This is a genomic window from Plantibacter sp. MMLR14_011, assembly GCF_001865025.1.
GTDB lineage: Bacteria > Actinomycetota > Actinomycetes > Actinomycetales > Microbacteriaceae > Plantibacter > Plantibacter flavus_A.
Genome location: NZ_MJGW01000050.1, coordinates 1 through 24,435, shown reverse-complemented (window position 1 = coordinate 24,435; position 24,435 = coordinate 1). Strand labels below are relative to the sequence as shown.

The 24,435-nt window shown below is 69.9% G+C and carries 26 protein-coding genes and 1 pseudogene; 9 read left to right on the top strand and 18 right to left on the bottom strand.

Going from position 1 to position 24,435, the window contains the following annotated elements; all coding sequences use genetic code 11:
• Positions 1 to 32: 32 nt before the first annotated feature.
• From BIU99_RS14490 to BIU99_RS14445, 10 genes are all read right to left on the bottom strand, one after another.
• The gene (locus tag BIU99_RS14490) at positions 33 to 1,172 is read right to left on the bottom strand and encodes a ThiF family adenylyltransferase (RefSeq protein ID WP_064293936.1); all 1,140 of its coding nucleotides are present in this window, start codon (positions 1,170 to 1,172) and stop codon (positions 33 to 35) included.
• Positions 1,173 to 1,209: 37 nt separating this feature from the next.
• Positions 1,210 to 1,587: a VOC family protein gene (locus BIU99_RS14485; protein ID WP_071261898.1), complete on the bottom strand. Its 378-nt coding sequence runs from the start codon at positions 1,585 to 1,587 to the stop codon at positions 1,210 to 1,212.
• Positions 1,588 to 1,634: 47 nt separating this feature from the next.
• Complete coding sequence (locus BIU99_RS20370) at positions 1,635 to 2,228, bottom strand: TetR/AcrR family transcriptional regulator (RefSeq protein ID WP_071261896.1); 594 nt, start codon at positions 2,226 to 2,228, stop codon at positions 1,635 to 1,637.
• Positions 2,221 to 3,057, bottom strand: coding sequence for an alpha/beta fold hydrolase (locus BIU99_RS14475; protein ID WP_071261895.1), 837 nt, complete (start codon positions 3,055 to 3,057; stop codon positions 2,221 to 2,223). Before BIU99_RS14475 ends, BIU99_RS20370 begins: the two co-directional genes overlap by 8 nt.
• A 66-nt stretch (positions 3,058 to 3,123) precedes the next feature.
• On the bottom strand, positions 3,124 to 3,654 hold the full coding sequence (locus BIU99_RS14470; RefSeq protein ID WP_197478992.1) for a PspC domain-containing protein: 531 nt from the start codon (positions 3,652 to 3,654) through the stop codon (positions 3,124 to 3,126).
• A gap of 1 nt (position 3,655) precedes the next feature.
• Positions 3,656 to 3,979, bottom strand: coding sequence for a PadR family transcriptional regulator (locus BIU99_RS14465; protein WP_071261893.1), 324 nt, complete (start codon positions 3,977 to 3,979; stop codon positions 3,656 to 3,658).
• Between the two features lie 40 nt (positions 3,980 to 4,019).
• Positions 4,020 to 4,277 (bottom strand): DUF6510 family protein, encoded by a 258-nt coding sequence (locus BIU99_RS14460; protein ID WP_064293931.1) that lies wholly within the window; start codon positions 4,275 to 4,277, stop codon positions 4,020 to 4,022.
• Positions 4,277 to 5,005, bottom strand: coding sequence for a ferredoxin reductase (locus tag BIU99_RS14455; protein ID WP_217635011.1), 729 nt, complete (start codon positions 5,003 to 5,005; stop codon positions 4,277 to 4,279). Before BIU99_RS14455 ends, BIU99_RS14460 begins: the two co-directional genes overlap by 1 nt.
• A complete protein-coding gene (locus BIU99_RS14450; RefSeq protein ID WP_064293929.1) occupies positions 5,002 to 5,595 on the bottom strand; it encodes a sulfite oxidase-like oxidoreductase in 594 nt (197 codons plus the stop codon). The genes BIU99_RS14455 and BIU99_RS14450 overlap by 4 nt, the downstream gene beginning before the upstream one ends.
• Positions 5,596 to 5,684: 89 nt before the next feature.
• Entirely contained in the window at positions 5,685 to 6,380 is a 696-nt protein-coding gene (locus BIU99_RS14445) for an HAD hydrolase-like protein (protein WP_231884265.1), read from the bottom strand.
• Positions 6,381 to 6,667: 287 nt separating this feature from the next.
• Between BIU99_RS14445 and BIU99_RS14440 the strand changes: the two genes are divergently transcribed.
• Positions 6,668 to 7,549 carry a sugar phosphate isomerase/epimerase gene (locus tag BIU99_RS14440; protein WP_071261890.1) on the top strand — a complete coding sequence of 294 codons (882 nt, stop codon included), beginning with the start codon at positions 6,668 to 6,670 and terminating at the stop codon, positions 7,547 to 7,549.
• Entirely contained in the window at positions 7,546 to 8,598 is a 1,053-nt protein-coding gene (locus tag BIU99_RS14435) for a Gfo/Idh/MocA family protein (protein ID WP_071261889.1), read from the top strand. Before BIU99_RS14440 ends, BIU99_RS14435 begins: the two co-directional genes overlap by 4 nt.
• A gap of 29 nt (positions 8,599 to 8,627) precedes the next feature.
• Here the strand turns inward: BIU99_RS14435 and BIU99_RS14430 are convergent, their stop codons facing one another.
• Positions 8,628 to 9,776, bottom strand: coding sequence for an ROK family transcriptional regulator (locus BIU99_RS14430; RefSeq protein WP_254773626.1), 1,149 nt, complete (start codon positions 9,774 to 9,776; stop codon positions 8,628 to 8,630).
• A 207-nt stretch (positions 9,777 to 9,983) separates the two neighbouring features.
• On the opposite strand from BIU99_RS14430, the gene BIU99_RS14425 reads away from it, so the two are divergent.
• From BIU99_RS14425 to BIU99_RS14410, 4 genes are all read left to right on the top strand, one after another.
• Entirely contained in the window at positions 9,984 to 11,483 is a 1,500-nt protein-coding gene (locus tag BIU99_RS14425; RefSeq protein WP_071261887.1) for a glycoside hydrolase family 36 protein, read from the top strand.
• A 95-nt stretch (positions 11,484 to 11,578) separates the two neighbouring features.
• Complete coding sequence (locus tag BIU99_RS14420) at positions 11,579 to 12,541, top strand: helix-turn-helix domain-containing protein (protein ID WP_071261885.1); 963 nt, start codon at positions 11,579 to 11,581, stop codon at positions 12,539 to 12,541.
• Positions 12,542 to 12,692: 151 nt separating this feature from the next.
• Complete coding sequence (locus BIU99_RS14415) at positions 12,693 to 13,454, top strand: alpha/beta fold hydrolase (protein ID WP_071261884.1); 762 nt, start codon at positions 12,693 to 12,695, stop codon at positions 13,452 to 13,454.
• 9 nt (positions 13,455 to 13,463) lie between these two features.
• Positions 13,464 to 13,841, top strand: coding sequence for a RidA family protein (locus BIU99_RS14410; RefSeq protein ID WP_071261883.1), 378 nt, complete (start codon positions 13,464 to 13,466; stop codon positions 13,839 to 13,841).
• Positions 13,842 to 13,945: 104 nt separating this feature from the next.
• Here BIU99_RS14410 and BIU99_RS14405 read toward each other — a convergent pair whose 3' ends face one another.
• From BIU99_RS14405 to BIU99_RS14375, 7 genes are all read right to left on the bottom strand, one after another.
• Positions 13,946 to 15,013, bottom strand: coding sequence for a LacI family DNA-binding transcriptional regulator (locus BIU99_RS14405; protein WP_083397383.1), 1,068 nt, complete (start codon positions 15,011 to 15,013; stop codon positions 13,946 to 13,948).
• Between the two features lie 86 nt (positions 15,014 to 15,099).
• Positions 15,100 to 15,984 carry a sugar phosphate isomerase/epimerase gene (locus BIU99_RS14400; RefSeq protein WP_071261882.1) on the bottom strand — a complete coding sequence of 295 codons (885 nt, stop codon included), beginning with the start codon at positions 15,982 to 15,984 and terminating at the stop codon, positions 15,100 to 15,102.
• Complete coding sequence (locus BIU99_RS14395; RefSeq protein WP_071261881.1) at positions 15,981 to 17,078, bottom strand: Gfo/Idh/MocA family protein; 1,098 nt, start codon at positions 17,076 to 17,078, stop codon at positions 15,981 to 15,983. The genes BIU99_RS14400 and BIU99_RS14395 overlap by 4 nt, the downstream gene beginning before the upstream one ends.
• A 52-nt stretch (positions 17,079 to 17,130) precedes the next feature.
• On the bottom strand, positions 17,131 to 17,964 hold the full coding sequence (locus tag BIU99_RS14390; protein ID WP_071261880.1) for a sugar phosphate isomerase/epimerase: 834 nt from the start codon (positions 17,962 to 17,964) through the stop codon (positions 17,131 to 17,133).
• A 2-nt stretch (positions 17,965 to 17,966) separates the two neighbouring features.
• Positions 17,967 to 18,911 (bottom strand): carbohydrate ABC transporter permease, encoded by a 945-nt coding sequence (locus tag BIU99_RS14385; protein ID WP_083397382.1) that lies wholly within the window; start codon positions 18,909 to 18,911, stop codon positions 17,967 to 17,969.
• The gene (locus BIU99_RS14380) at positions 18,908 to 19,882 is read right to left on the bottom strand and encodes a carbohydrate ABC transporter permease (RefSeq protein ID WP_079000544.1); all 975 of its coding nucleotides are present in this window, start codon (positions 19,880 to 19,882) and stop codon (positions 18,908 to 18,910) included. Before BIU99_RS14380 ends, BIU99_RS14385 begins: the two co-directional genes overlap by 4 nt.
• Positions 19,882 to 21,144, bottom strand: a complete 1,263-nt coding sequence (locus BIU99_RS14375; protein WP_071261879.1) for an ABC transporter substrate-binding protein — start codon at positions 21,142 to 21,144, stop codon at positions 19,882 to 19,884. The genes BIU99_RS14380 and BIU99_RS14375 overlap by 1 nt, the downstream gene beginning before the upstream one ends.
• Positions 21,145 to 21,328: 184 nt before the next feature.
• Here BIU99_RS14375 and uxaC point away from each other — a divergent pair, with 184 nt between their 5' ends.
• From uxaC to BIU99_RS19480, 3 genes and pseudogenes are all read left to right on the top strand, one after another.
• Positions 21,329 to 22,747 carry a glucuronate isomerase gene (uxaC, locus tag BIU99_RS14370; protein WP_071261878.1) on the top strand — a complete coding sequence of 473 codons (1,419 nt, stop codon included), beginning with the start codon at positions 21,329 to 21,331 and terminating at the stop codon, positions 22,745 to 22,747.
• Between the two features lie 5 nt (positions 22,748 to 22,752).
• The gene (locus BIU99_RS14365; protein ID WP_071262147.1) at positions 22,753 to 24,213 is read left to right on the top strand and encodes a mannitol dehydrogenase family protein; all 1,461 of its coding nucleotides are present in this window, start codon (positions 22,753 to 22,755) and stop codon (positions 24,211 to 24,213) included.
• Between the two features lie 80 nt (positions 24,214 to 24,293).
• Positions 24,294 to 24,435 (top strand): annotated as a pseudogene (locus BIU99_RS19480) (bifunctional D-altronate/D-mannonate dehydratase); the annotation flags it as partial.

Sequence of the window (24,435 nt, the reverse complement as noted above, 5' to 3'; positions counted from 1 at the left end):
GGTGGGGCTGCACGGGGTGTTCGGAGCCGCGGTCAGTAGCGGGGGACGGTCGGGTCCACGAGGCGCGACCAGGCGTCGATACCACCTTCGAGATGGACTGCGGAGTAGCCGCGCTCGAGGAGCAGGCGGAGCGCTGACTCGGACCGGATGCCGTGGTGGCAGTAGACGATCACGGGCGTTTCGGGGTCGAGACCGTGGAGTGTCTCGGGGAGCGAGCCGAGCGGCATCAGCGTCGAGCCGGGCAACCGGGCGATCTCCGCCTCCCACGGCTCCCGGACGTCGAGCAGGACGGCCTCGTCGTCGCTCGCCGCCAGCTGTGGTGCGGTGATCGTGCGTCCGGCGTGTCGCGGCTCGTGGGGTGCTGCCGCTGCGGCGCTCGCCGCATCCCCTCCCGGCGTCCGGTGCAGGTGCTCGTCCAGCGACACCTGCCGGGCGCCCGCGGGGTCTCGCTCGTACCGGAGTTCGCGGAACCCGCCGCTCAGTCCGTCGAACATCGTCACGCGGCCGAGCGAGAGGGTCCCGACCCCGGTGAGCACCTTGATCGCCTCGGTCGCCATGATGGACCCGATGACCCCGACCGTGGTGGGCAGGACGCCGCCGGCCTCGCAGGAGAGCACCGAGCCGTCCGTCGGCGGGTGGGGGAACAGGTCGCGGTAGCGCGGGCCGCGGGACGACCAGCTGAGCCCGGCCTGCCCGCCGTACTGCGAGACCGCACCCCAGACGAGCGGGACGTCGGCGAGCGTCGCGGCGTCGTCGACCAGATACCGGGTCTCGAAGTTGTCGCTGCCGTCGATGACGAGGTCGATCTCCGCGTCGGCCAGGAGGCCCATGATCTCGCCGGGTCCGAGGCGGAGGCGGTGTCTGAGGATCGTCGCGTCGGTGTTGACGGCGAGGGCGCGGTCGGCGGCGGAGTCGACCTTCGGACGGCCGACGTCCGCGGTGCGATGGACGGTCTGGCGATGGAGATTGCTGAGCTCGACCGTGTCGTCGTCCACGAGGTGGATCGCGCCTTCGCCGGAACCGACACCGGCAGCGGCCAGCGCCGGGATGACGATGCTGCCGAGGCCACCCGCGCCGACGATCAGTACCCGTGCGTCTGCGAGGCGCTGCTGCGCCGCTGGTCCGAACCCGGGGAGGGCGAGCTGCCTGGCGTACCGCGCGGTCGAGGACATGCGCCGATTATCCCACCGGCACCGTGCCCGACGACCCTCAGACCGGCTTGACCGGCGTGCGCAGGAGGCAGAAGGCGTTGCCCTCGGGATCGGCGAGCACGTGCCACGACTCGTCGCCCGTCTGCCCGATGTCCGTCGGGCGTGCACCGAGGGCCAGCAGTCGCTCGAGCTCGGCGTCCTGGTCGCCGTCGGTCGGGCTGACGTCGATGTGGAGCTTCGACTTCGGCTGCGGCGGGTCGTCGCTGCGGCTGAGGATGATCGTCGGCTGCGATCCACCGAAGCCGTCCCGGGCTCCGATCTCCACCCCGTCCTCGTCTCGGTCGAGCACGACGAAGTCGAGGACCTCGCACCAGAAGCGGGCGAGCGCTTCCGGATCGCGGCAGTCCAGGACGAGTTCACTGATGCGACATGACATGTCGGCAATGTACCGGCGCGTTCCTCGTGGCGGAAGCCGTTGCGGAGCTATCGACCGTCGGACACGCCACGGTCCGTCTCGGCCCAGTCGGTCAGTGTGATCACGAAGCCACGGACGAGGCGGTCGAAGCTGCGGTCGAGGTCTCGATCGAGGCCGAAGGAGCCGGCCGCCTCGAGCGAGACGAAGCCATGAAGGGTGGACCGGAACGCGCGGATCGCGTCGATGGCGTCGTCGCCGCGAAGTTCATAGGCTGTGAGGACGTCGCTGATGACCTGGATGGCGCCGAGCGATGCCGCCGTGTCCTCCTCGTCCTCCGGCCCGGCGATCCACTGCGCGGCCGTATAGCGTGCCGGGTGCTTCAGGGCCCACTCCCGGTAGGCCCCGGCCATCACCGTGATCGCGTCCGCGCCCGAACGGCCGACGGCCGCGCGCCGTAGGACGTCGCCGAGTTCGCCCTTCGCCTGGAGGGAGATGCTCCGGCGGAGTCCGGCGAGCGAGTCGAGGTGTTTGTAGAGCGAGGGCTGCCGGACGCCGAGCCGTTCGGCGAGGGCGGCGAGGGTCAGCCCCTCGAGCCCCACTTCGTCGGCGAGTTCAGCCGCTTCGTCCACCACGCGCGTGCGGCTGAGTCCCGCCCTAGGCACGGTGCAGCGCCGACTGAAGGAAGCCGAGGACGGCCTGCGAGGTGACCTCGGGCTGTTGGGCCTGCGGGTAGTGGCCGGCGTCCTCGACGAGGACGACCTCCGCCTGCAGGGTGTCGCCCATCCAACGGGCCTCTGCCGCGGGGTCGGGGAAGTCGGGGTCCTCGGTGCCCATGATCACGAGCGTCGGAGCGCTCACGCCGGGGAGCGCAGCCTCGGCCGGGGCGTGGTCGGTCTGTCTCGTCGTCTGCGAGAAGGCCTTGCCGTAGGCGGGGCGACGCAGGCTCGCGAAGACGGCGGCGAGGTGGTCGTCGAAGTCGACCGGCTTCCGGCCCGCGTTCAACGTGGGGAGGTAGGCCTTCCAGACCCGTGCGACCCACAGCGGAGCCATCATGGCGCGGAACAAGGCGAGCATGAACCCGCTCGCCTTCGGGTTGCGGACGAAGGGCCCGACGAGCACGAGACCGGACACATCGTCGGGGTGCTCGGCGGCGACGATCACGCCCGCGCCGGCAGCGAGGGAGTTGCCGACGATGACGGCCGGGGTGCCCAGTTCGCGGATGAGGGCGTGGATGTCCGAGGCGGTCGCGACGTCGCCGTAGGACGAGAACGTCGTGTCGCTGTCGCCGTGACCACGGAGGTCGGTGGAGGCGACGCGGTAGCCGGCCTGGACGAGTGCGGGGGCGAGGAAGCGGTAGGAGGAGCGGAGCTCGCCCATTCCCGGGACGAGGACGACGAGCGGGCCGTCGCCCTGGAGCTCGTAGGCGATCTTGCCCTCGGGGCGGTCGAGGTGGCGGGTGGCGGGCCCTGTCGATGCCGGGTTCGTGTTCATGAAGCTAGTGTGCATTGCCTTTTAGCTAATGTCAATAGCTTTTACGGACCGCCTGTCGGAGCAGCCTCATCGACTCGGCACCGGCTCCGAACACTGTCGCCGATACTCGGCGACCGTGTCGACCTTCGGCAGGATGAGGAGGAGTGCCAGGTAGACGAGACCGGCGGTCCCGCCTGTGAAGAGGAGGAGGAAGAGGGCGACGGTGCGGACCCAGTCCACACGGAAGTCGCCGTACGCGGCGATGCCGGCGCACAGGCCGCCGAACCAGCTCCCTTCCCCGATGCGACAGAAGAATCGACCGCGAGCGGGATAGGCGAGGATCCGGGTCGGCGGTGCTTCCTGTTCGACGGAGCCCGTCTCCGCGAGGATCCTCGCGAGCTGTTCGTCGTCGATCGCGGCGCCAGGGGTCGTCGCCATCGATCGCAGGCGGTCTCCGAGCGCCGTCTCGAGGTCGCGTACGGTCTCGTCCGCATCGGGGTCGGTGCCGAGTGCGGCGCGGGTGTTCGACAGGTAGCGGACCAGGTGGGCGTGTGCGGCGGCCGTCAGCGGGATCGTCTCCGCATGCCCACTCAGGCTCATGTGGTGGATCTGTTCCATGTCAGTGTCCGATCGTCGTGATCATGTCGGTGAGGGAGGACCAATAGGTGCGGAAGTTCCGGAGCTGTACTCGTCCGGCTTCGGTCAGGGAGAGGTACTTGCGAGGCGGGCCGGACGTGGACTCCTGCCAGTCGTGCGCCAGGAGCTCTTCGCGTCGGAGCTTGTTCAGGAGCGGATACAGCGTGGCTTCCTGGACGGGGAAGCCGGCTTCGCGGAGCGCCGTCGCTATCTCGCCCGCATAGCGTCGCTGATGCTCGACCGAAGCGAGCACGAGGGGTTCGAGCATGCCTCGGCGGAGTGCCGCGAGCTTGCTATCTGGTTCCATGCCGGTACTGTAACACGAATCGGTACCGGGCGGGATGTCGTCAGGCGAGGTCTGTCCACCAGCGGACGCCGTCGAGGGTGACGCGCGTGGTCTCCTCGTGATGGAGGACGACGAGCAGGACGTCGTCGCAGTGTCGACAGCGCACCACCCACGCGTCCGGGGTGCCGAACACCAGCTCCGCGGCGAGAGGCGAGACGTCGCGGCACCCGAGGCACTGTGACATCGTGTCGCTCGGGTCGGTGCCGGTCAGTTCCGACAGGGTGCCGGCGAGGACGTTCCCGTCCAGATGCGAGGTCATCACGCGCCTCCGAACCGCTCGGTCTTGATACGCGCGGGATCGTGGCCGATCGCGACGAGGGTGTCGGCGACCGCCTCGACGAATCCGGTCGGTCCGCAGACGAACACCGACGGGGCCTCGTCGCCGGCGGCCTCGAGTGCCTGCAGGTCGGTCGCGACCAGACGGCCGGCGGGACGAGCCCAGCCGTCGGGTGCTCGCCGGGTGTAGATCCAGGTGACCTCGACCCCGGTCGCCGCAGCGAGCTCGTCGGCGAAGAAGGCGTCCTGCGGAGAGCGGACCGAGTACACGAGGCGGAACGGCGTCGTGCTCCCGGCCGCCTCGTGCGCTCGCACCATCGCCATGAGCGGCACGATGCCGGAACCACCGCCGATCAGGAGGACCGGCTCCGTGTCCTCGGGGCGCCAGACGAACCAGCCGCCCAATGGTCCACGCACCTCGACCTGGTCGCCGACCTCGATCGCGTCGACGAGGAACGGGGAGACCTCTCCGTCGGAGACCCGGTCGACGGCGATCTCGATGCGGTCACCGGCTTCCGCCGAGGCGATCGAGTAGGAGCGCACCGCCTGGTAGCCGTCGGGTGCGGTGAGGCGGACGTCGGCATGCTGCCCGGCGAGATTCCCGCCCCAGCCGGGAGCGTCCAGGATGAGGCTCCGCCCCGACGGGGTCAGCTGCGTCGCCGTGACAACGGTGGCCGCCTTCCAGACGTCGACATGGCCCGTGCGCCTCACGAGTACCGCTGTTCGAGCCAGGGATCACCGTAGGCGTGATAGCCGTTCTGCTCCCAGAACCCCGGTTCGTCGTCCTGTTGCATGACGAGGCCGCGGATCCACTTCGCGCTCTTCCAGAAGTAGAGGTGCGGGATGAGGAGCCTCGCCGGCCCGCCGTGCTCCGCGGCGAGCGGCTCGCCGTCGAAGCCGGTGGCGATCCAGGCCTTGCCGTCCAGGAGGTCGTCGAGTGGGACGTTGGTCGTGTAGCCGCCGTAGGAGTGGGCCATCACGAAGTCGTAGCCGCTCTCGACCTCGGCGAAGAGCGTGTCGAGGGAGACGCCCTGCCAGCTCGTGCCGAGCTTCGTCCAGCGCGTCACGCAGTGGATGTCGCGGGTGATGTCGTCCTGCTGGAGCGCCTGCATGGCCGCCCAGTCCCAACGGTGGGTCTCACCCGTCTCCGTCCGGATCTGGAACTCCCACGCATCGGTGTCGATCCGCGGCGTGGGTCCGGCGGACAGGACGGGGAAGTCCTCGGTGAGGAACTGGCCGGGCGGGAGCCGGTCGTCCTGCTCCCGTGCCCGTCCTCCGAAACCGCGTGTGAACACCGCCATGTCGACCTCCTCAGGATGGTCATCACCCTAGTGAGCGGGTGTCGGTGAAACCAGACCCTCCTGGGGCCACCAAGTGGTTCCGGCCCCGCTCAGCCGGTGATGAGGTTCGACAGCGCGTCGATCGAGTGGACGACGGCGAGGGCGCCGGTGGCCTCCGCCGGCGAGCCGTAGCCCCACTCGACGAGGATCGTCGGGATCCCGTGCGCCGCTGCGCCCTCGATGTCGTGGAGGCGGTCGCCGACGAGCACGGTGCGGGACGTGTCGACGCCGGCGGCGGTGAGGCGCCGGAGGGCCTCGCCGACGACGTCGGCCTTGCTGCTGCGCACCTCGTCCTCCGAGGCGCCGGTCACGACGGTGAAGTACTGGCTCAGACCGAAGTGGTCGAGGATCGTGTTCGCCTGTGACTCGGGCTTCGAGGTCGCGAGCCCGATCGGGATCCCGGCCTCGGAGATGCGCGCGAGCAACCCGGCGACGCCTGGGAACACCGCAGTGCCGACTTCGGCGCCCTCGATGGCGACCTGGCGGCGGTACTCGGTGAGGGCGAGCTGCGACTGCAGCGGGTCCATCCCCGCGAAGTCGCGGAAGGAGTCGAGCAGCGGCGGCCCGACCCAGCGCAGCAGGGACTCGTCGGACGGGACGGGGGCACCGACGTTCGCCAGCGTCGCCTTCATGCGGGAGATGATGCCGGGAGCCGAGTCCACGATCGTGCCGTCGAGGTCGAACAGCACGCAGGACCAGCTGCGGTGGAAGGACACGGTCGTACTGGCGAGGTAGAGATCGGTCACACGCTCCATCCTAGGGCGACCCCTCCGGCCGGGTTCGATGCCCAGCGCGGTGCGCTGACGTGAGCGCGGGCATGGCGGCGTGAGCGCGGTGGTCCGGGCGTGAGTGTGTGCGTCGCGGCCCGAGCGCGGTGCTGGCGCACGAACGCGGGTCTCCGGAGGGGCGCGCTCGAGTGCGTGCCCCGCGCTCGCGTCAGCGCACCGCGCTGGCCGCCCCACAGGGGAGGGTTGTCAACCGGTTGCCAGAGTCGTAGGCTGACAGGACCGGCAGCCCCACTGTCTGGTTCCCGATGACGAGAACGAACGCGAAGGCGGAAGCGCACGTGAATGCACAACACCCGGTGAGCTGGACCCTGTCGGGCTTCGGCGACGAGATCGACGCCGACCCCACGACGCAGATCGCCGTGCTCGAGGCGCTCGGTGCATCGCACATCGAGGTCCGGAGCGCGTGGGGCGTCAACATCATCGACCTCGACGCCGACCAGCTCGCCCGACTCGGTGCGCAGCTGGAGCGGTCGGGCATGGGTGTGTCCGCCATCGGATCACCGATCGGCAAGGTCGACGTGGCCCTCGACGCCGAGCTGGAGGTCGCCCGCCTTTCGCGAGCGATCGCCGCTGCACACGCCCTCGGGACCCCGAACATCCGCATCTTCTCCTTCTTCCGCGGCGAGGGCGTCCCGGTGGAGACCATCCGCGACGGCGTCCTGGTCCGCATGCGCCTGCTCGCCGACCTCGCCGAGCGTGAGGGGGTCGTGCTCCTGCACGAGAACGAGAAGGACATCTACGGCGACGTCCCGGAGCGCATCCTCGACCTCGTCGAATCGGTCGGATCACCGGCACTCCGTCTCGCCTGGGACAACGCGAACTTCGTCCAGGTGGGTGTCGCTCCGTTCGACGACGGCTACGCGATGCTGCGCCCCTACCTCGACTACCTGCAGGTCAAGGACGCGGTCGCCGCGAGCGGCCAGGTCGTGCCGTCCGGCGATGGTGACGGGCAACTGCGTGAGACGCTCACGGCGTTGCGCGACGACGGCTACACCGGGTTCGCCTCGCTCGAGCCGCACCTCGCCGACACCCACGCGCTCGGCGGCTTCTCCGGTCCCGCCTCGTTCGGCGTCGCCGCCCGGGCCTTCCGGAGGCTCACCGACGAGCTGGGGATCGAGCTGCGATGAGCCGCGGGCCAGCCCCCGTCCTCCGCCGCGTCGCCGTGATCGGGTGCGGTGACATCGCAGCCCTCCACCTCGCGGCGATCGGAACGGTCCCCGGCGCGCAGCTCGTGGCGGTGTGCGACGTCGACACCGGCCGGCTCGATGCGGCGATGGCCACGACGGGTGTCCCGGGCTTCACCGACCTCGATCGGCTGTTCGACGAGGCGCGACCCGACGTCGTGCACATCTGCACCCCGCACCACTTGCACGCCGACCAGGCGATCCGAGCGCTCGAGCGCGGGATCAGCGTCATCCTCGAGAAGCCCCTTGCCCACACGCGCGAGGAGGCCGAACGGCTCCTGGCCGCTGCTGAGCACAGTCGCGCGAAGATCGCGGTGTGCTTCCAGAACCGCTACAACCAGCCGGCGGAACGCGCCAAGGAACTCCTCGACTCGGGTGAGCTCGGCGCAGTGCTCGGCGCCTCGGCGGTCGTGCCGTGGCATCGGACGGCGGCCTACTACGAGGATCGCCCTTGGCGTGGTCGCTGGGCGACCGGCGGCGGCGGTCTCCTCATGAATCAGGCGATCCACACGATCGACCTCGTGCAGTGGTTGGTCGGCGACCCGGTCGAGGCGACGGGATCGATCGCCACCCGCGCGCTCGCCGAGGTGATCGAGGTCGAGGACACGGCCGAGCTCCGCATCGTGCACGCGGGAGGCGCGACGAGCACGGTCTACGCGACGGTCGCCGGGGTCGCGAACCTGCCCGTGACGATCGACGTCGTCTGCGAGCGGGGCACGCTGAGCCTCGGCGCCGAACTCACTGTCCGCTTCGCCGACGGGCGCGTCGAGACCACGGTCGAGCGCGTGACGGCCAGCGGAGCGCGTGCCTACTGGGGCGTCTCCCATGAACGGCTGATCCAGGACTTCTACGCGGGGCTCGACGAGCCGGGCGCCTTCTGGCTCCACCCCGCAGAAGCGCGGAAGGCGTTCGATGTGATCCAGGACGTCTACGACGCGGCGATCCCCGAGCGACGGTCGCCGGTCCTCGCCGCGCAGCCCGGCGGTCGCTGAGCCACGATCGGTCGTGGGTCAGCGACGGCTCAGGACGCTGCGTCCCGCTTGACGAGCAGCAGCGCCCCCGCCGGGTCGGGGAACCGCTCCACATCTCGGACGGCCGTCTGCAGGACGGTGTCGAGGTGCTGGGACGCCAGGCTGACGCCACCCATCGCCACCGCCTCCGAACCGAGCGAGGAGACGACCACGTCCGGTGGCAGCGGGCAGATCCCGCCGAGGGTGCGGATGAAGCGCGGCAGGAAGACGTCCGCGCCCGGAGCGCTGCCGCCTCCGACCACGAGGAGTTCCGGATCGAGCGCCAGGATCATGGCCGCCGCGCCGGTGGCCAGGTCGTCCGCGAACTCCTCCATCGCCGTCAGGGCGATCCGATCACCGGCGCGAGCCGCCTCGAAGATCGCTTCGCGGGACGGCCGTGGAGAGCCGAGGACCGACTCGCCGTACCGCTCGTTCAAGCGGGACCACCGGAGTTCGGGCATCTCGCCGACGATCCCTGCCGCACCGTGCACGCCGCGATGCACCTTCCCGTCGACGATGGAGGCCGCGCTGGTGCGCACGCCGCAGAGGAGGTAGACGACGTCGCGGTGGCCCTGTGCTGCGCCGACGGTCAGTTCCGCGCGGGCGCCGAGCGCGACGTCGCCCTCCACCAGGACGGCTCCGTCGAACTCCTGCTCGAACCGCTCGCGCAGGTTCAGTCCGACCCAGTCCGGCAGCCCCGTTCCGCCGAAGTGCAGCACCTCGCCGTCTCGGCCGATCGCACCCGGGGAGCCCACGGCGACGATCCACACCGACCCGCGGGTGAGGCCGAGGGTGCTGAGCACCGCATCGCCGGTCGCCAGCGCCAGGGTGATGCGCTCGGTCGCGCCCGTGTCCTCGGGCAGGCGAGCCGTGCGCTGGCCCAGGACGGCACCGGCGAGGTCCGTCACGACGGCGTGGATGTGGTTCGCGCCGATGTCGAGTGACAGGAGGTGGCCGAGTCCGGCCCGCACGCTGAAGGCGGTGGCCGGTCGGCCGATCCGGGACGCCGAGGCGCGTTGGACGGATTCGAGCCAGCCCATCTCGACGAGGTCCGTCACGATCGCGTCGATGGCCGTCCGAGACAGCCCGGACGCGTTCGCCAACTCCCGCAGGGTGAGTGGCTCCGGGAGCAGGGCGCGCAGCACACCGAGCGAGTTCATCCTCCGGAGCAACGATCGACTGCCCATCGATCCGCCCGAGGGCTCCACCATCGCCTCTCGAGGCATCCGCCATTCCCCCCTTGCGACTTTTCACGGCACGTTGCAGTATTAACTCCGCCTCCTCGACTCTACCCGCGGCAGCCCCGCGGTGGCAGGCGTGAATCCCGCGTCGATCCCGAGAGCGCCCATCCAGACAGAAAGCCGGCCATGCTGCACACCTTCACCTTCGGTGACCTCCGCGTCCCCGCGAACCTCGCCGGCGAACCGACCGCCACGAGCACCGGCTTCGTCGTGCCCGCCGGTCCGGTCGCGATCCTCCACCCCTTCGGCGACACCGGGTTCTACCGGCACGGCTGGAACTCGTGGAGCCCGAGCGGCTGGACCACCACGGACGGCGAGACCATCGGCATCAAGAACAACCCCGACCGGCTGCTCACCGCCGACGATGCGGTCAACGAGACCCCGCACCTCCACTCCGGCAGCGGTGTCGGAGCCATCGCGGGACCGGACGGCACCGTGCTGCTCATCGGGACCCTCGGGCTCGGCAACCCCAGGGTCGGTGCCGACCGCAACACGATCTGGGCGCGGAGCGAGACCGACGAAGCCGAGTGGTTCGTCACGTTCGGACCGGAGCAGCAGGCCTTCGCCGACTACGCGGCCATCCTGTCCGAACGGCTCGGGCGGCGCTCGCAGCGCGCCGGTCGCGTCTGGAGCAGTTGGTACTCCTACTACGAGGGCATCGACGAGGAGCTGGTCGCCCGCACCGTGGCCGACCTCACCGGGTACCCCTTCGACGTGTTCCAGCTCGACGACGGCTGGGAGCCGATCGTGGGCGACTGGACGGCCGGTCCGGACTTCCCGTCCGGTATGCAGGCGACGGCCGGTCGCATCGCCGAGGCCGGGTTCCGCCCGGGGCTCTGGCTCGCCCCCATGATCGCGCTTCCCGATTCCACGATCGCGCGGGAGCGCCCCGACCTCCTCGTGCAGGACGACGCCGGCCGCCCGCTGGCGACTGGCTACAACTGGAACTCCCACTACTACTCGCTCGACACCACGCAGCGGGAGGTGCAGGACCACCTCCGCGAGGTCTTCGAGCGCGTCACCGGGTGGGGTTTCAGCTACCTCAAGCTCGACTTCATGTACGCGGGGGCCGTCGCCGGTCGGCGGCATCAGGACGTCCACCGCGAGACCGCCTACCGGGACGCGATCTCGTTCATCAGGGAGACCGTCGGCGACGACGTGTACCTGCTCGGCTGCGGCGTCCCGATGATCCCGTCCATCGGGGTGTTCGACGGCGCGCGCGTGGGGCCGGATGTCGGTCCGTTCTGGGACAACGCCGAACGGGTCGGCGACCCGTCGGGCGTCGGCGCATGGAACTCGATCGTCGACTCCGTCAACCGCGTCTGGCTGAAGGACGTCTACGAGGTCGACCCCGACGCCGTCTACTTCCGCAGCGCCCGCAACCTCCTCGACCCGGACGAGCGACGCATGCTCCAGGACGTAGCGGCCATCCTCGAGTTCAAGTCGACCTCCGATCCGGTGGTGTGGCTGCACGAGAGCGAGCGAGCCGAACTCCGGCAGTACCTCACGGAGACCCCCACGGTCGAGCAGACCGGGCGGTTCACCTTCCGGCTCGACGGCCGCGAGGTCGACCTGACGGCCGTCGTGGCAGGGGAGGCCCGGTCCGACACCTCGTACATCGGGTGATGCTTGGCGCTCGCCGGAGACCCGGCCCTATCCGATAAACGAACGCCGATCCTCCAAAGATGGAGCTACCACGGACTCGTGAGATTCTGGGCAGGATGAGCGTGAATGCTGGGCCCGCGGAGCGGTTCGAAGCCGCGGGCGGCGACGTCGACGACGCGCGCGAGCTGTACCGCGAGGCATACCAGATCGGCGGGATCACCGTCGAGCCGACGGCCACCGACTTCGGATACCGCTTCACGTCCATCGGCGACGCCGACCTCGCGCTGCGCGCGTCGCAGGTTGAGGGCCGGATCACGGGCGCTTCCTTCACCCAGGACGAGTACGTGGTGACCTGGCTCACGCGTGGCGAGGGCGTGATGGACCTGCTCGGCTCGCCGATGAGGCTCCACCCTGGCGTGCCCTCGATGTTCGCGAATGACCGGCCCGCGCAGTTCGATCTCATCGACTATCGGCTCAACATGATGCACTTCGGCGGTGCGTACGTGGAAGGCGTCGCGGCGGACACCGAGGGGTCGGTGGGTCCGATCCGGTTCGACACGACGTTCCGCCCGTCGGGCGACGCCCTGCGGCGTTGGACCGAGACGGTGGCGACCGTCGCGCGCGTGATCTACGACGACGGGAGTTCCGCGGTGCTGCGCGCCGAGGCGAACCGAGCGGCCGCCGTCACGTTGCTCGAGGTCTTCCCACATCTCGCTCTGCAGCCACGGACCGATCTGGCGGTTCCTCCGAGCAGCAAGGCCCGCGCCGCCGTCGAGTTCATGGTCGCGAACGCCCACCGACCCATCGCGATCGCGGAGATCGCGGAGGCCGCCGGGCTCAGCCTGCGCAGCCTGCAGGCGGCGTTCCGCCGTGAGTACGACGTCACCGCCACGGACTACCTGCGCTCGATCCGCCTCGATCGCGTGCGGCAGGAGTTGCGGGATGCGGAACCGGGCCTGGCCACGGTCGCGGAGGTCGCCAGACGGTGGGGGTTCACTCACCTCGGTCGGTTCGCGGCCTCCTACACGACCCGCTTCGGCGAGTACCCGAGTGTCACCCTCGCGTCGAGCGCCCGCTGAGCGCCATACCCGGTCCCTGAGCGGCATCCCCGGTCCCTGAGCCTGTCGAAGGGCGGCACCCTGAAGCTGAGTGCTCCCACCAACGAGGCCTGTCCGGCGCGGGCACCCGGTACGGTGTCCGGATGACGACTGGACGATACTGCGGTTCCCCATGGGAGTAGGGGCGACGCGACGCGACGCGCAGCTCGTGCTCGACGACCTCTCCTTCCGGATCATCTCCACGACCGCCGATCGCGACCCCGGCGCGGCCCGCTTCGTCCTCGTCCACGGTGTCGGCACCTCGCACCGGTACTTCGCCCGGCTGCACGACGACCTCGCCCGTGACAGTGACACCGTCTCCGTCGACCTCCCCGGGTTCGGTGGTCAGGCGAGGCCCGTCCGCACGGTCGAGGTCGGAGAGATGGCGACGGCACTCGGGCACGCGCTGGACACGCTCGGGACCGCGCCGTTCGTCCTCGTCGGTCATTCCATGGGCGCGCAGTGGGTCGTCGAACTGGCCGCTCAGCGTCCCGATCTGGCGCGTGCCGTCGTCATCATCGGTCCGGTGACGGACCGTGACCATCGGTCGATGGTGGCGCAGGCGCTGGCACTCGCGTGGGACACGGTCGGTGAGACCATGAGCGTGAACCGACGGGTCTTCGTCGACTACCTCCGCGCAGGGCCGTCGTGGTTCCTGCGGCAGGTGCGACGGATGGTCGACTTCCCCATCGAGGACCGCATCGCCGAGGTCACCGCTCCCGTGCTCGTCGTCCGCGGCGGGAACGACCCGATCGCCGGTACGGGATGGAGTCGGTTGCTTCGTGATCGGGCGTCACACGGTTCGATGGCGGTCGTGCCCGGCCACCGGCACGTGGTGCAGCACACGGCACCACGAACGATCGCCTCGGCGATCCGTGCCTTCGTCGCCACCTAGGCTGAGGCCATGACGCGATCCACGGTGAACGACCCGCACGCTCCGAAGCCCGTCGGGCCGTATTCGCATGCCGCGGTCGCCCCGACCGGAGCGCTGTACCTGTCCGGGCAGACGCCCATCGATCCGGTGACCGGAGCCCTCGTCGACGGTGATGTCGCCGAGCAGACCCGCCGGGTGTTCGCCAACCTCGAGTCGGTGCTGACGGCCGCCGGTCGTGGGTTCGCCGACGTGGTCAAGGTGAACGTCTACCTCGTCGACACGGCCGACTTCGCGTCGATGAACAGCGTCTACGAGTCGGTCTTCTCGGCGCCCTACCCTGCGCGCACCACGGTCGCGGTCGTCGGGCTGCCGCTCGGCGCGCGCGTCGAGATCGAACTCGTCGCCTGAGGCGGTGCGTCCCTGGGCGAGAGCGGCTCCAGAGCTCATCCCGGTCCCTGGGCGACGGGCCATCCTGCCCCTGAGCCTGTCGAAGGGCTGGGCGGCGGCGGGGATCAGTCCGTGGGCGGCGGGGCGGTCGACTCGCGCATGATGAGCGTGGTCGCGAGGTCGGTGATGGTCGGAACGTCGGTGCCGCCGAGGTGCGCGAAGAGGGTCCGCACGGCGTAGGAGCCGGAGGCGATGTGCGGGCTCCGGATCGACGTGAGCGCCGGTGTCGTGAAGTCCGAACCGAAGATGTCGTCGAAGCCGATGAGGCTCAGGTGGGCGGGCATCTCGACGCCACGCGAGCGCAGCTCCAGCATGATGCCGATGGCCAGGAGGTCGTTGTACGCGAGGACCGCGGTGGCACCCGTCTCGAGCACAGCCGTGGCCGCCGCCCTGCCCGCGGCCATGTCTGGCTGCGTCGACGGCACTCGCACCGTCTCGATGCCGCGTTCGGCGCACAGCTCCCTCGTCCGGCTCCACCGATGCCGCGACATCCAGGACCGGCCGGGGCCGGAGACGAACGCGAGCCTCCGGTGACCGAGCTCCGCGAGGTGGTCGATCGCCGCGGTGAGGCCCGGGTCGACGTCGGCGACGATGCTGTCGACGTCGTCGACCTGACGGTTGATCACGACGACGGGCTTCTCCTGGCCCAGCGCGCGCACGTCGTCGGGCAGGAGCCTCGAGGTCGCGAGGATGAGACCGTCGACCGACGGCATGAGCCGCCTGGCGGTCAGCAGCTCCATCTCCGCCGACTCCTTGAACTCCGCGAGCACGAGCGTGTAGTTGCGCTCGGCGGCCTCACGCTCCGCACCGCGGACGACGTCGAAGAACATCGGGTTCGTGATGTCGGCGACGATGAGGCCGAGCGTGCCGGTGCGCCCGGTGGGGAGCGCCCGGGCGGCGGGGTTCGCCACGTAGTTGAGCTGTTTGGCGGCGTCGTGGATCTTCTGCGCCGTCTTCTCGTTGATGCGGCCAGGGCGGCTCAGCGCCCGCGACACGGTCGACGGGTTGACGCCGGCGAGCTGCGCGATGTCGTAGATCGTCGCGGCACGTTTCGTCTTCGCAGCCCCTGCCGTGGGTTCGGGTGTTGCGGGCTCGGGAGCGACCGTCTCCGCGGATGCGTCAGAGGTGCTCATGGGGCCCGCTCCTCTCGATCGCCGCCCTCGGCGACCTGAGCCATCGTACTGCCGCGGCCTCGGCGTGCGGGCTCAGGCCTGCCTGGTCAGCGGGTCGCGACATCGAGCGCGTGGCCGGCCCATTCGTACGACAAGCGGTGGGACTCGTAGACGCTCTCGACGCTCGGGAAGTCGACCTCGATCATGTAGTCGCCGTCGTAGTCCGCGGGCATCGCCGCGACGATCGCGTCGAAGTCGAGCACGCCGAGCCCGGGTTCCGCCCACAGCCGCTTCGTCTGCGACGTCTCGTGGTAGCTCAGCGCGCCGTCCGCCGCGCCGTCGAGGTGATCGGCGTAGACGTCCTTGATGTGGATGCCGCCGACGCGGTCGCGGTAGTCGGAGATCATGGCGACCGGGTCCGCTCCCGCCCAGCGGAGGTGTCCGGTGTCGGGCCCGAACCCGATGAGGTCCGGTCCGAGGGTGTCGAGCAGACTGCGGATCTCGTGCTCGGTCTCGAAGACGCCACCGACGTGCGAGTGGTGCAGGGGGCGGATCCCCTCGGCGAGCAGGACCTCGCAGGTCCGGCCGGCGTTCTCGATGGCCAGGTCGAGCCGCCCCTGGGAGAAGTCGGCGCCGATCGCCGGCGTCGCCATGCGCGCCGGGATCGCCATCGAGGAGATCATCGTCCGGTCGAGTCCGAGGGAGGCCTGGGCCGCCCCGAACGCCTTCGCAGCCTCGAGGACCTCGGCAAGGACGACCGTCTCGTCGAACGCGCTGCTGAACAGGCTGAGCGATGGTGCGAGGCCGTAGCCGCCGATCCACGTGCGGTACTCGTCCGCGGTCATGCCCTCGGGGATGTCGGCCTTCACCGCGGTGAACCCGATGCGCTGGAAGTCGGCGAAGGCCTCCTCGAACACCTCGCGGGTCTTGCCTCGCGCACTCCAGTAGGGGATGGGGTTCGCCGCCACCCGGTTCGTCCGCTGCGCGCTCATCGGGCCACCGCCGCAACGGCGTCGAGGCGGACCGGTTGGCCCGTGCGTGCGGACTCGTAGAGACCGGTGATGATCGAGATCGCCTGGCGGTTCTCGGCCAGCGTCACGCGGAGCGGCTCCTCTCCGCGGATCGCGGCGAGGACGTTCCGGTACTGGTGCAGGTGCGCGTCCGACATCTGTCCGGCGACGCTCGAGCCCGCCTGCGTCTCGTCGGCGAACTGCGCCGCCTGGTTCGTGTCCTTGCCCTGCGAGCCGAAGAAGGCCTCGGCGCGCTCCGTTCCGGCGGGAGTGGAGTGGAAGTAGGTCAGCTGGTCGTTCTCGATGACCGCGGAGCCGCGGTCGCCGTGGACCTGCAGCCGCGCGACGAGGCCCGGGTAGACGGCCGTCGAGCCGTGGATGACGCCGAGCGCACCGGATGCGAAGCGGACGACACCGACCGCGACGTCCTCGGTCTCGATGCGCTCGTGGGCGAGGAGCGCGGTGTACCCGAAGACCTCGACGGGACGTCCGAGGAGGGCGACCAGCAGGTCGACCGTGTGCACGCCCTGGTTCATGAGCGCGCCGCCGCCGTCGAGCGCCCAGGTGCCGCGCCAGTCGCCGGAGTCGTAGTAGCTCTGCCCGCGCCACCAGTCGACCGACGCGATGCCCGAGGTGATGCGCCCGAGGTCTCCGCGTTCGGCGGCGGCGAGGACGATCTCCGTCGAGGGGTCGAAGCGGTGCTGGGAGATGACGGTCACGACGGTACCGGCGCGCTCCTGCGCGGCGATGATGTCGTCCGTCCGCGAGACGGTGACGTCGGCCGGCTTCTCGATGATGACGTGCTTGCCGGCCTCGAGTGCCTCGATGGCGAGGTCGGCGTGCAGGCCGGTGGGGGTGCAGACGACGACGATGTCGGGGTCTGTCTGCGCCAGCGCCTCCGCGAGGGTCGTGAACGCCCGTCCGCCGCGCTCGGCGACGAGGGCCTCCGCCTTCGCGAGCTCCGGGTCGGCGACGGCGACGAGTTCCAATTCGTCGCGAAGCTGGTCGATGACGATGCCGTGCTGCTTCGAGATGATGCCGGCGCCGGCGATGGCGATGCGGTGCGGTCGGGACATGCGGGGGTTCGCTCCAGTTCTGTGCGTGGGGTGGGTCGGTGTCCGTGCCGGCTCAGGCGAGCTGGCGGAGGTGCGCGAGGGCGGCTTCGAGCTCCGGTTCGAAGTCCTCGAACAAGCACTCGACGGTGACGGGGCCGTCGTAGCCGCCGTCGCGCAGGGCCGTGATGAACTCGGCGAGCGGCCAGTCGCCCTGGCCGGGCGGCCGTCGTCCGGCGTCGGCGATGTGGGCGTGTCCGATGCGGGCACCGAGGGCCTGGACGACGGCGAGCGGCTCCTCCTCCAGCATGATGTGGAAGAGGTCGGCGACGACGGGCACGCGGTCGATCCCGAACTCGTCGAGGAAGGCGACCGTCTCCTCGAGCGAGTTGAGCAGGTTCGTCTCGTCCCGGTTCAATGGTTCGAGGACGATCTGCAGTCCGTTCCGCTCCGCCGTGTCGCGCGTCTCGACGACGACTTCTGCGAACCTCGCGCGGGCGGCCGTGACGTCCACCCCGACGGGGATGGTGCGCGCCGTCCCGCTCCCGAACACGATCTTCGCGCCGGGCTCCGAGACCGAACCGATGATCGGCATGACGGCGTCGAGGTACGCCGTGACGCGTTCCGCCGGGAAGTCGGGGTCGGCGAGCGACAGGTCGCCGGGGAACAGGATGGCGAACGACCCGCGTCGGACGCTCGCGTCGTAGTCGGGATGGCGCGTCCACCCGTCTCCGTCGGCGACGACGAGGTTGCCGACGATGGTCGGTTCGGCGTAGTCGGCTCCGGACGCGAACGCACCGGGGATGCGTTCGGAGGGGACGATCACGCCGTACCCGGTGAGCGGGTACCGCTGGGCGGTCGGGTTCGAGTCGGACATGTGGTTCCGTTCCGTCGTCGGTGGGATGGTCATCGCTACTTCAGGCTCCCCGAGATGAGGTCGAGGCGCCAGAACCGCTGCAGGACGAGCACGAAGATCACCACGGGGATGACGGCGACGAGCGCCCCGGCGATGGCGACCGAGTAGAGCACCGGTTCGCTACCGCCACGGTTGAGCATGAGGAACATGGCGACCGTGATGGGCGACAGCTCCGACTTCGACTGCATGATGTACGGCAGCAGGAAGTTGTTCCAGGCACCGATGAACTGCAACAGGAACACGGTCACGAGACCGGGGAACAAGAGCGGCAGGCCGATCGAGACGAAGGTGCGCCCCTCGTTCGACCCGTCCACCCGAGCCGCCTCGAGGAGTTCCTGCGGCACCGAGCCCCGCGCGAACACGTAGGAGAGGTAGATCCCGAACGGGGTGATCGAGATCGGGATGAGCACCGCCCAGTAGGTGTTCGTGAGGTTCAGCTGTGCGAAGAGCATGTACTGCGGGATCGCCAGCGTGATCGTCGGGAGCAGCACACCCGCGAGCAGTCCGACCATCACGGCCTTTTTACCCGGGAACCGGTAGAGCGCGAGCGCGTAGCCGGCGGCGGCCGAGACGGCGGTCGACAGGAGTGCGCCGCCGATCGAGTAGATGAAGCTGTTGCCCAACCAGCGCGCGAAGGAGCCGTTCTCGTACGCGAACAGGTCGGTCATGTTGTCGATGAGGCTCGAGCCGAAGGTGAACGCGCTCGTGGAGAACAGCTCGCCGGTGCTCTTCGTGGCGGCGAACACGACCCACACCATCGGGAGCAGGAAGTAGAGGACGGCGATCAGGAGCACGACCGTCGGGAGGATTCCGCCGAGCTTGTGGACGAGGCTGACGGATTCCTTCGGCTTGCGGATGCGGCCGCGATCGGCGCGGACGACGGTCTCGCGAGCGCGACGGTCCTCCTCCGCGCGTTCCGCGGTGCGTGCGGTGGTGGTCATGCGTTCCTCCGAGCTGCGAGGCGTTGCCCGCCGAGCACCAGGAGCGACAGCAGCACCGTGGCGAGGGCGAGGATGATGGATGCCGCCGACGCCGAGTTGAGGTCGTCGTGGGCGAAGGCGTCCCGGTACACCCGCATCAGTGGGAAGTAGGTCGAGCTGATGGCCGGGGTGAGGCTCGAGAGCATCTGCGGCTCGCTGTACACCTGGAGGGCGCCGATGATCGAGAAGAGCCCGGTGAGGATCGTGGCCGGCACGATGTGCGGCAGCTTGATGTACCAGGCGATGCGCGGTTCGTTGCAGCCGTCGATGCGGGCGGCGTCGATCTGCTCCTTCGGCAGCGACTGCAGCGAGGTGTACAGGATGATCGTGTTGAAGCCGATCCCGCCCCACAGCACGACGTTGATGATCGCCGTCATGACGAGGTCGCCGCGCAGCAGCGTCGGGAACTGCAGGCCGAAGGTCTCGGCGAGCTGGTAGATCGGGCTGATCTCGGGCACGTACAGGAAGCCCCACATGAGCGCCGCGATGACGCTCGGCACGCCGTACGGCAGGAAGATCGCCATGCGGCTGAACGCGCGGAGGCGGGCTCTCGGGAGGTCGAGCAGCAGTGCGAACAGCATCGCCGTGAGCATCATGATCGGCACGAGGAAGAGCGCGTACACGGCGAGGTTGCCGAGGCTCGTCCAGAATGTGGGGTCCTGGAGCACCTTCGTGTAGTTGCCGAGGCCGACGAAGACCTCCTCGCGCACGCCGTAGGCGCTCGCACCCGCCGCGGTGCCCATGAGACTGAGGCCGCCGGAGTACACGATCGGGATGACGAACACGAAGACGAACAGGACGACCGCGGGGGCGATGAGCACCCATGCGAACAGGTGGTGCGGGCGGGTCAGCGAGACGCGCCGTCTGGTGGGGACCGCGGTCGGATCGTCCTCCGTCCGACCGCGGCCCCGCTCGATGGTCGGCGCGGTCATCAGCCCGCCAGGTCCTTCTCGACGATGTCCTGCACCTTCGGGAGCACATCGGCCCACGGGCTCGTCCCCTCGATGGCGTTGCCGAGCTCGTCGGTGATGGCGGTGAAGGCCACCTGCGTGTTCGGTCCCCACTGCACGGTGACGAGCTTCGACGCGGCTTCCGTGGCGCTCGGCCAGTAGGTGGTGTCCTCGGGCATGAGCTCCGGCGGCGTGCGGTCGATCTCCTGGCCGTGGAGAGCGCCGGTGAACTTGTTGACCTCGACGAGCCCCTCGGCGCCCTCATCGGACGCGTTCAGCCAGGTGATGAACTCGAGCGCCTGGTCGTAGTGCGGGCTCTCCTTGAGGATGACGTTGGCCGAACCGCCACGGGCGAAGACCCGCGGATCGGCGGTGTCCCACTGCGGGATCTGTGCGGCCGACCAGAGCCCGACGGTGTCGGGGTACTGGTTGAGCAGTGGACCGGGAGCCCAGGCGCCGGCGATCGTGCCGAGCACCCGGCCACTCGCGGTCGCCTCGATCTGCTCGGGGCTGCCGGTCTGGTAGGTGCTCACGAGGTCGTCCTCGACCATGCCCTGCCAGAAGTCCAGGACCTCCCGCGTCTCGGCGCTGTCGATGTCGACACCCCATTGCTCGTCGGCGTAGTCCCACCACTGGGCGCCGTTCTGCAGGGCGAGTCCCATGAACTGGTCGGCGTCGATCGAGCTGAAATTGAAGAGGTAGCGGTCACCGTCGAGGGTGCGGACCTGCTCGGCGAGGGCGCGGAAGTCCTCCCAGCTCGCGGCCGGGGTGAGGCCGTACTGCGCGAAGAGGTCGTTCCGGTAGACGAAGAGCGCCGGCCCGAGATCCTGCGGGACGCCGTAGACCGTGTCGTCGAAGGACACGCTCTCGAGCACCGTGGGGGAGTAGGCCTCCTCGAGGTCCTGCTTCGCGCTGTCGAGTGGGGCGAGGACGCCGGCCGACACGTAGGTCGGCAGCTGCGTGTACTCCGCCTGCGCGATGTCGGGGCCGTCGCCGGCTCGCACCGCGCTCAGGACACGAACGGGCATGTCCGCTCCGCTCGCGGGTTGCGAGATGTTGACCTGGATGTCGGGGTTGGCCTGGTTCCACACCTCGACGCGCTTGTCGATGTTCGAGCCCCAGGCCCAGAACTCGAGCGTCACCGGGCCGTCGGACGAGTCGTCGCCGCCCGGTCCCGAGCACGCGGTCAACGCGAGGGCGAGGATTCCCGCGGTCGCGATTCCGATACGAACGCTGTTTGCCACTGCAATCTCCTTTGATAGCGGGGTCTGCTCCTCGCGTCGCTGAAGCGTTTCAGTGGTGCTGGACCACGACGGTTCCGGGCGGAAGCGGGATCAGTCTCGCAGACGGTCGTCGATCTGGCAAGCGATTGCCAGAAGGACATGGCAATCGGTTGACAGGCGGGGGTCTCCCGGTTTCAATGGAGGCGTGCCAACGACGCTGCAGAACGATCCAGACCGCCTCCTCCCCGCCGACCCGGGGACCCGCGACGTCGCCAGGGCGCTCTACCGCTCGGTCGAGGCCCTGCCGATCGTCTCGCCGCACGGACACGTGGATCCGGTGATCCTCGTCGAGGACACCCCGTTCGCGAACGCCACCGAGCTGTTCCTCCGGCACGACCACTACGTCACCCGCCTGCTGCACGCCGCCGGGTTCTCCCTCTCGGACGTCGGCGTGCCCGACCTCGCGGAGGGTGGTGCCGTCGCCGCGCCGCGGGACGCCTGGCGACGCTTCTGCGAGCACTGGCACCTGTACGCCGGCACCGCCTCCGGGTACTGGCTGAGCTCGATCCTCGGTGAGCAGTTCGGCGTCACCGAGCAGCCGGACGGAGCGAACGCCGACCGGCTCTTCGACACGATCCAGGAGGCGCTCGAAGCGCCGGCGTTCCGTCCGCGTGCGCTGTTCGACCGCTTCCGCATCGAGGTGCTCGCGACCACCGACGACCCGATGGACGACCTCGCCGCACATGCCGCCCTCGCGGCGGACCCCACCTTCAGCGGGCGCGTCCTGCCGACCTTCCGGCCCGACGCGTACCTCGATCCGACGAAGGCCGGGTGGGTGGAGCGGGTCGCGGCACTCGCCGCCTGGAACGGGACACCGGAGTCCAGCTACCGCGGGTATCTCGAGGCGCTCGTCGGGCGCCGTAGCCACTTCATCGAGCACGGGGCGGTGTCGGCCGACCACGGTGTCCCGCAGCCGCTCACGATCGAACTCGAGGAGGCGGACGCCGCGACGCTGTTCGACCGCGCGCTGTCGGGGACCGCCGACGCCGCGGACCTCGAGCGGTTCGCTGCGCACATGCTGTTCGAGAGCGCCCGGATGAGCGTCGAGGACGGCCTCGTCATGACCGTGCACCCCGGTGTCCACCGCAATCATCACTCGCCGACGCTCGCCCGCTTCGGGCCGGACACCGGCCACGACCTCCCGGTCCGCACCGACTACGTCCGTCCCCTGCGTCCGCTGCTGGAGCGGTTCGGCACGGCTCCGGGGTTCCACCTCGTCCTCTTCAGTGTCGACGAGACGAGCTACTCGCGGGAGATCGCACCGCTCGCCGGGTTCTACCCGAGTGTCTTCATCGGCGCACCGTGGTGGTTCCTCGACGCGCCCGACGCCGTCCTGCGCTTCCGGTCCGCCGTGACGGAGACAGCCGGGTTCTCACGCGGATCGGGGTTCATCGACGACACGCGGGCGTTCCTCTCGATCCCCGCCCGACACGACATGTCCAGGCGCCTCGACGCGTCGTTCCTCGCGCGACTCGTGCGGGAGGGGCGCATCGACGAGGCGACGGCCGAACGCATCATCCTCGAACTCGTCGTCGACCAGCCGCGACGGGTGTTCAAACTGTGAGCACCGTGACGACCGCGGACAGCGCTGCCGGAGCCCAGGGGGAGCAGGCGGTCCCGCCTCTGTCCCGCGCGCGGCTGCCCGAGTTCCCGTCGGCGCCGGTCCGGATCGTCCACCTCGGACTCGGCGCCTTCCACCGTGCCCATCAGGCCTGGTACACCCAGCTCGCCGACCCCGATCACGAGTGGGGCATCGCCGCCTTCACCGGCCGGAGTCCGCAGGCCGCAGTCGATCTGGACGCCCAGGACTGCCTCTACACGGTCGTCGAGCGATCGGCGGACGGCGACTCGGCGACGATCGTCGGTTCGATCGTCGAGGCGCGCGACGGTGGCGACGTCGCACGGCTCCACGACCTCCTCGCCGCCGAAACCACCGCCATCGTCACGCTCACGGTCACCGAGTCCGGGTACCGGCTCGATGCCGAGGGGAGGCCGGACACGTCGGATCCGGCGGTCGAGCACGACGTCGCCCTGCTGTCCGAGGCCTTCGTCGAGCCGGCAGACCTCCGCGACGCCCGACCGACGACGACGCTCGGCAGACTGCTCCTCGGCCTCGAAGCCCGTCGTCGTGCCGGGGCCGGTCCGATCGCGATCCTGCCGTGCGACAACATCGCCGACGGCGGTGCGCTCGTCCGTCGCGCGATGCTCGCCCTTGCCGACCGGGTCCACCCGGAGACCGCTCGGTGGATCACCGATGAGGTCTCGTTCGTCTCGTCCTCGGTCGATCGCATCACGCCGCGTCCCACGGCTGCCGACGAAGCGACGGCCGCGACGCTCACCGGATTCGCCGACGCCGCTCCCGTCGTCACCGAGCCCTTCACCGACTGGGTGCTGAGCGGCGACTTCCCAGCCGGGCGGCCGGCGTGGGAGTCCGCGGGCGCCCGGTTCGTCGACGACCTCGAACCCTATGAGCAACGCAAACTACGACTGCTCAACGGCGCCCACAGCCTCCTCGCCTACGCGGGCCCGCTGCGCGGTCTTGCGACGGTCGCCGAGGCGGTCGGCGACCAGCGGTGCCGGGCGTGGGTCGAGGAGTACTGGGACGAGACGGAGCGCCACCTGCCGGAGGGCCTCGGGCTGACGGCGTATCGCACCGCGCTCCTGGAGCGCTTCGACAACGCGCGCATCGAGCACCGGCTGCAGCAGATCGCGCTCGAGGGGGTCACCAAGCTGCGGGTGCGGATCGTGTCGACCCTCTTGGCGGAACGGGCCGCCGGTCGGCCGGGAACCGGGTCCCTGCGCGTGATCGCCGCGTGGGTGGCGGCCGTCCAGGGTGACGACCGCCCGGGTGACGCGAGCGGTGCCGCCGTCGCCGAGGTGCTCCGGTTCCAGGGTCGGGAGCGGACCGCGGCGCTCGTAGGCCTGATCGATCCCCGCCTCCTCGACTCGGAGCCGGATGACGGATCCACGCTCGTCACCGAGTTGGAGCGCCTGGTCGACGAGCTGACCGGACGCCCACGGAACCCCTGACACCCGCCACTGCAGCCGACCCGCAGTCCGTCGGAACCACCCCGGCCACATCGGCCGCAACGCACGAAGGAGTAGCACCCATGAACATCGACAAGGCCGAGGTCATCGTCACGAGTCCCGATCGGAACTTCGTGACGTTGAAGCTCACGACCGACGACGGCCTGACCGGCCTGGGGGACGCGACGTTGAACGGGCGCGAGCTGGCGGTGGTGGCGTATCTGT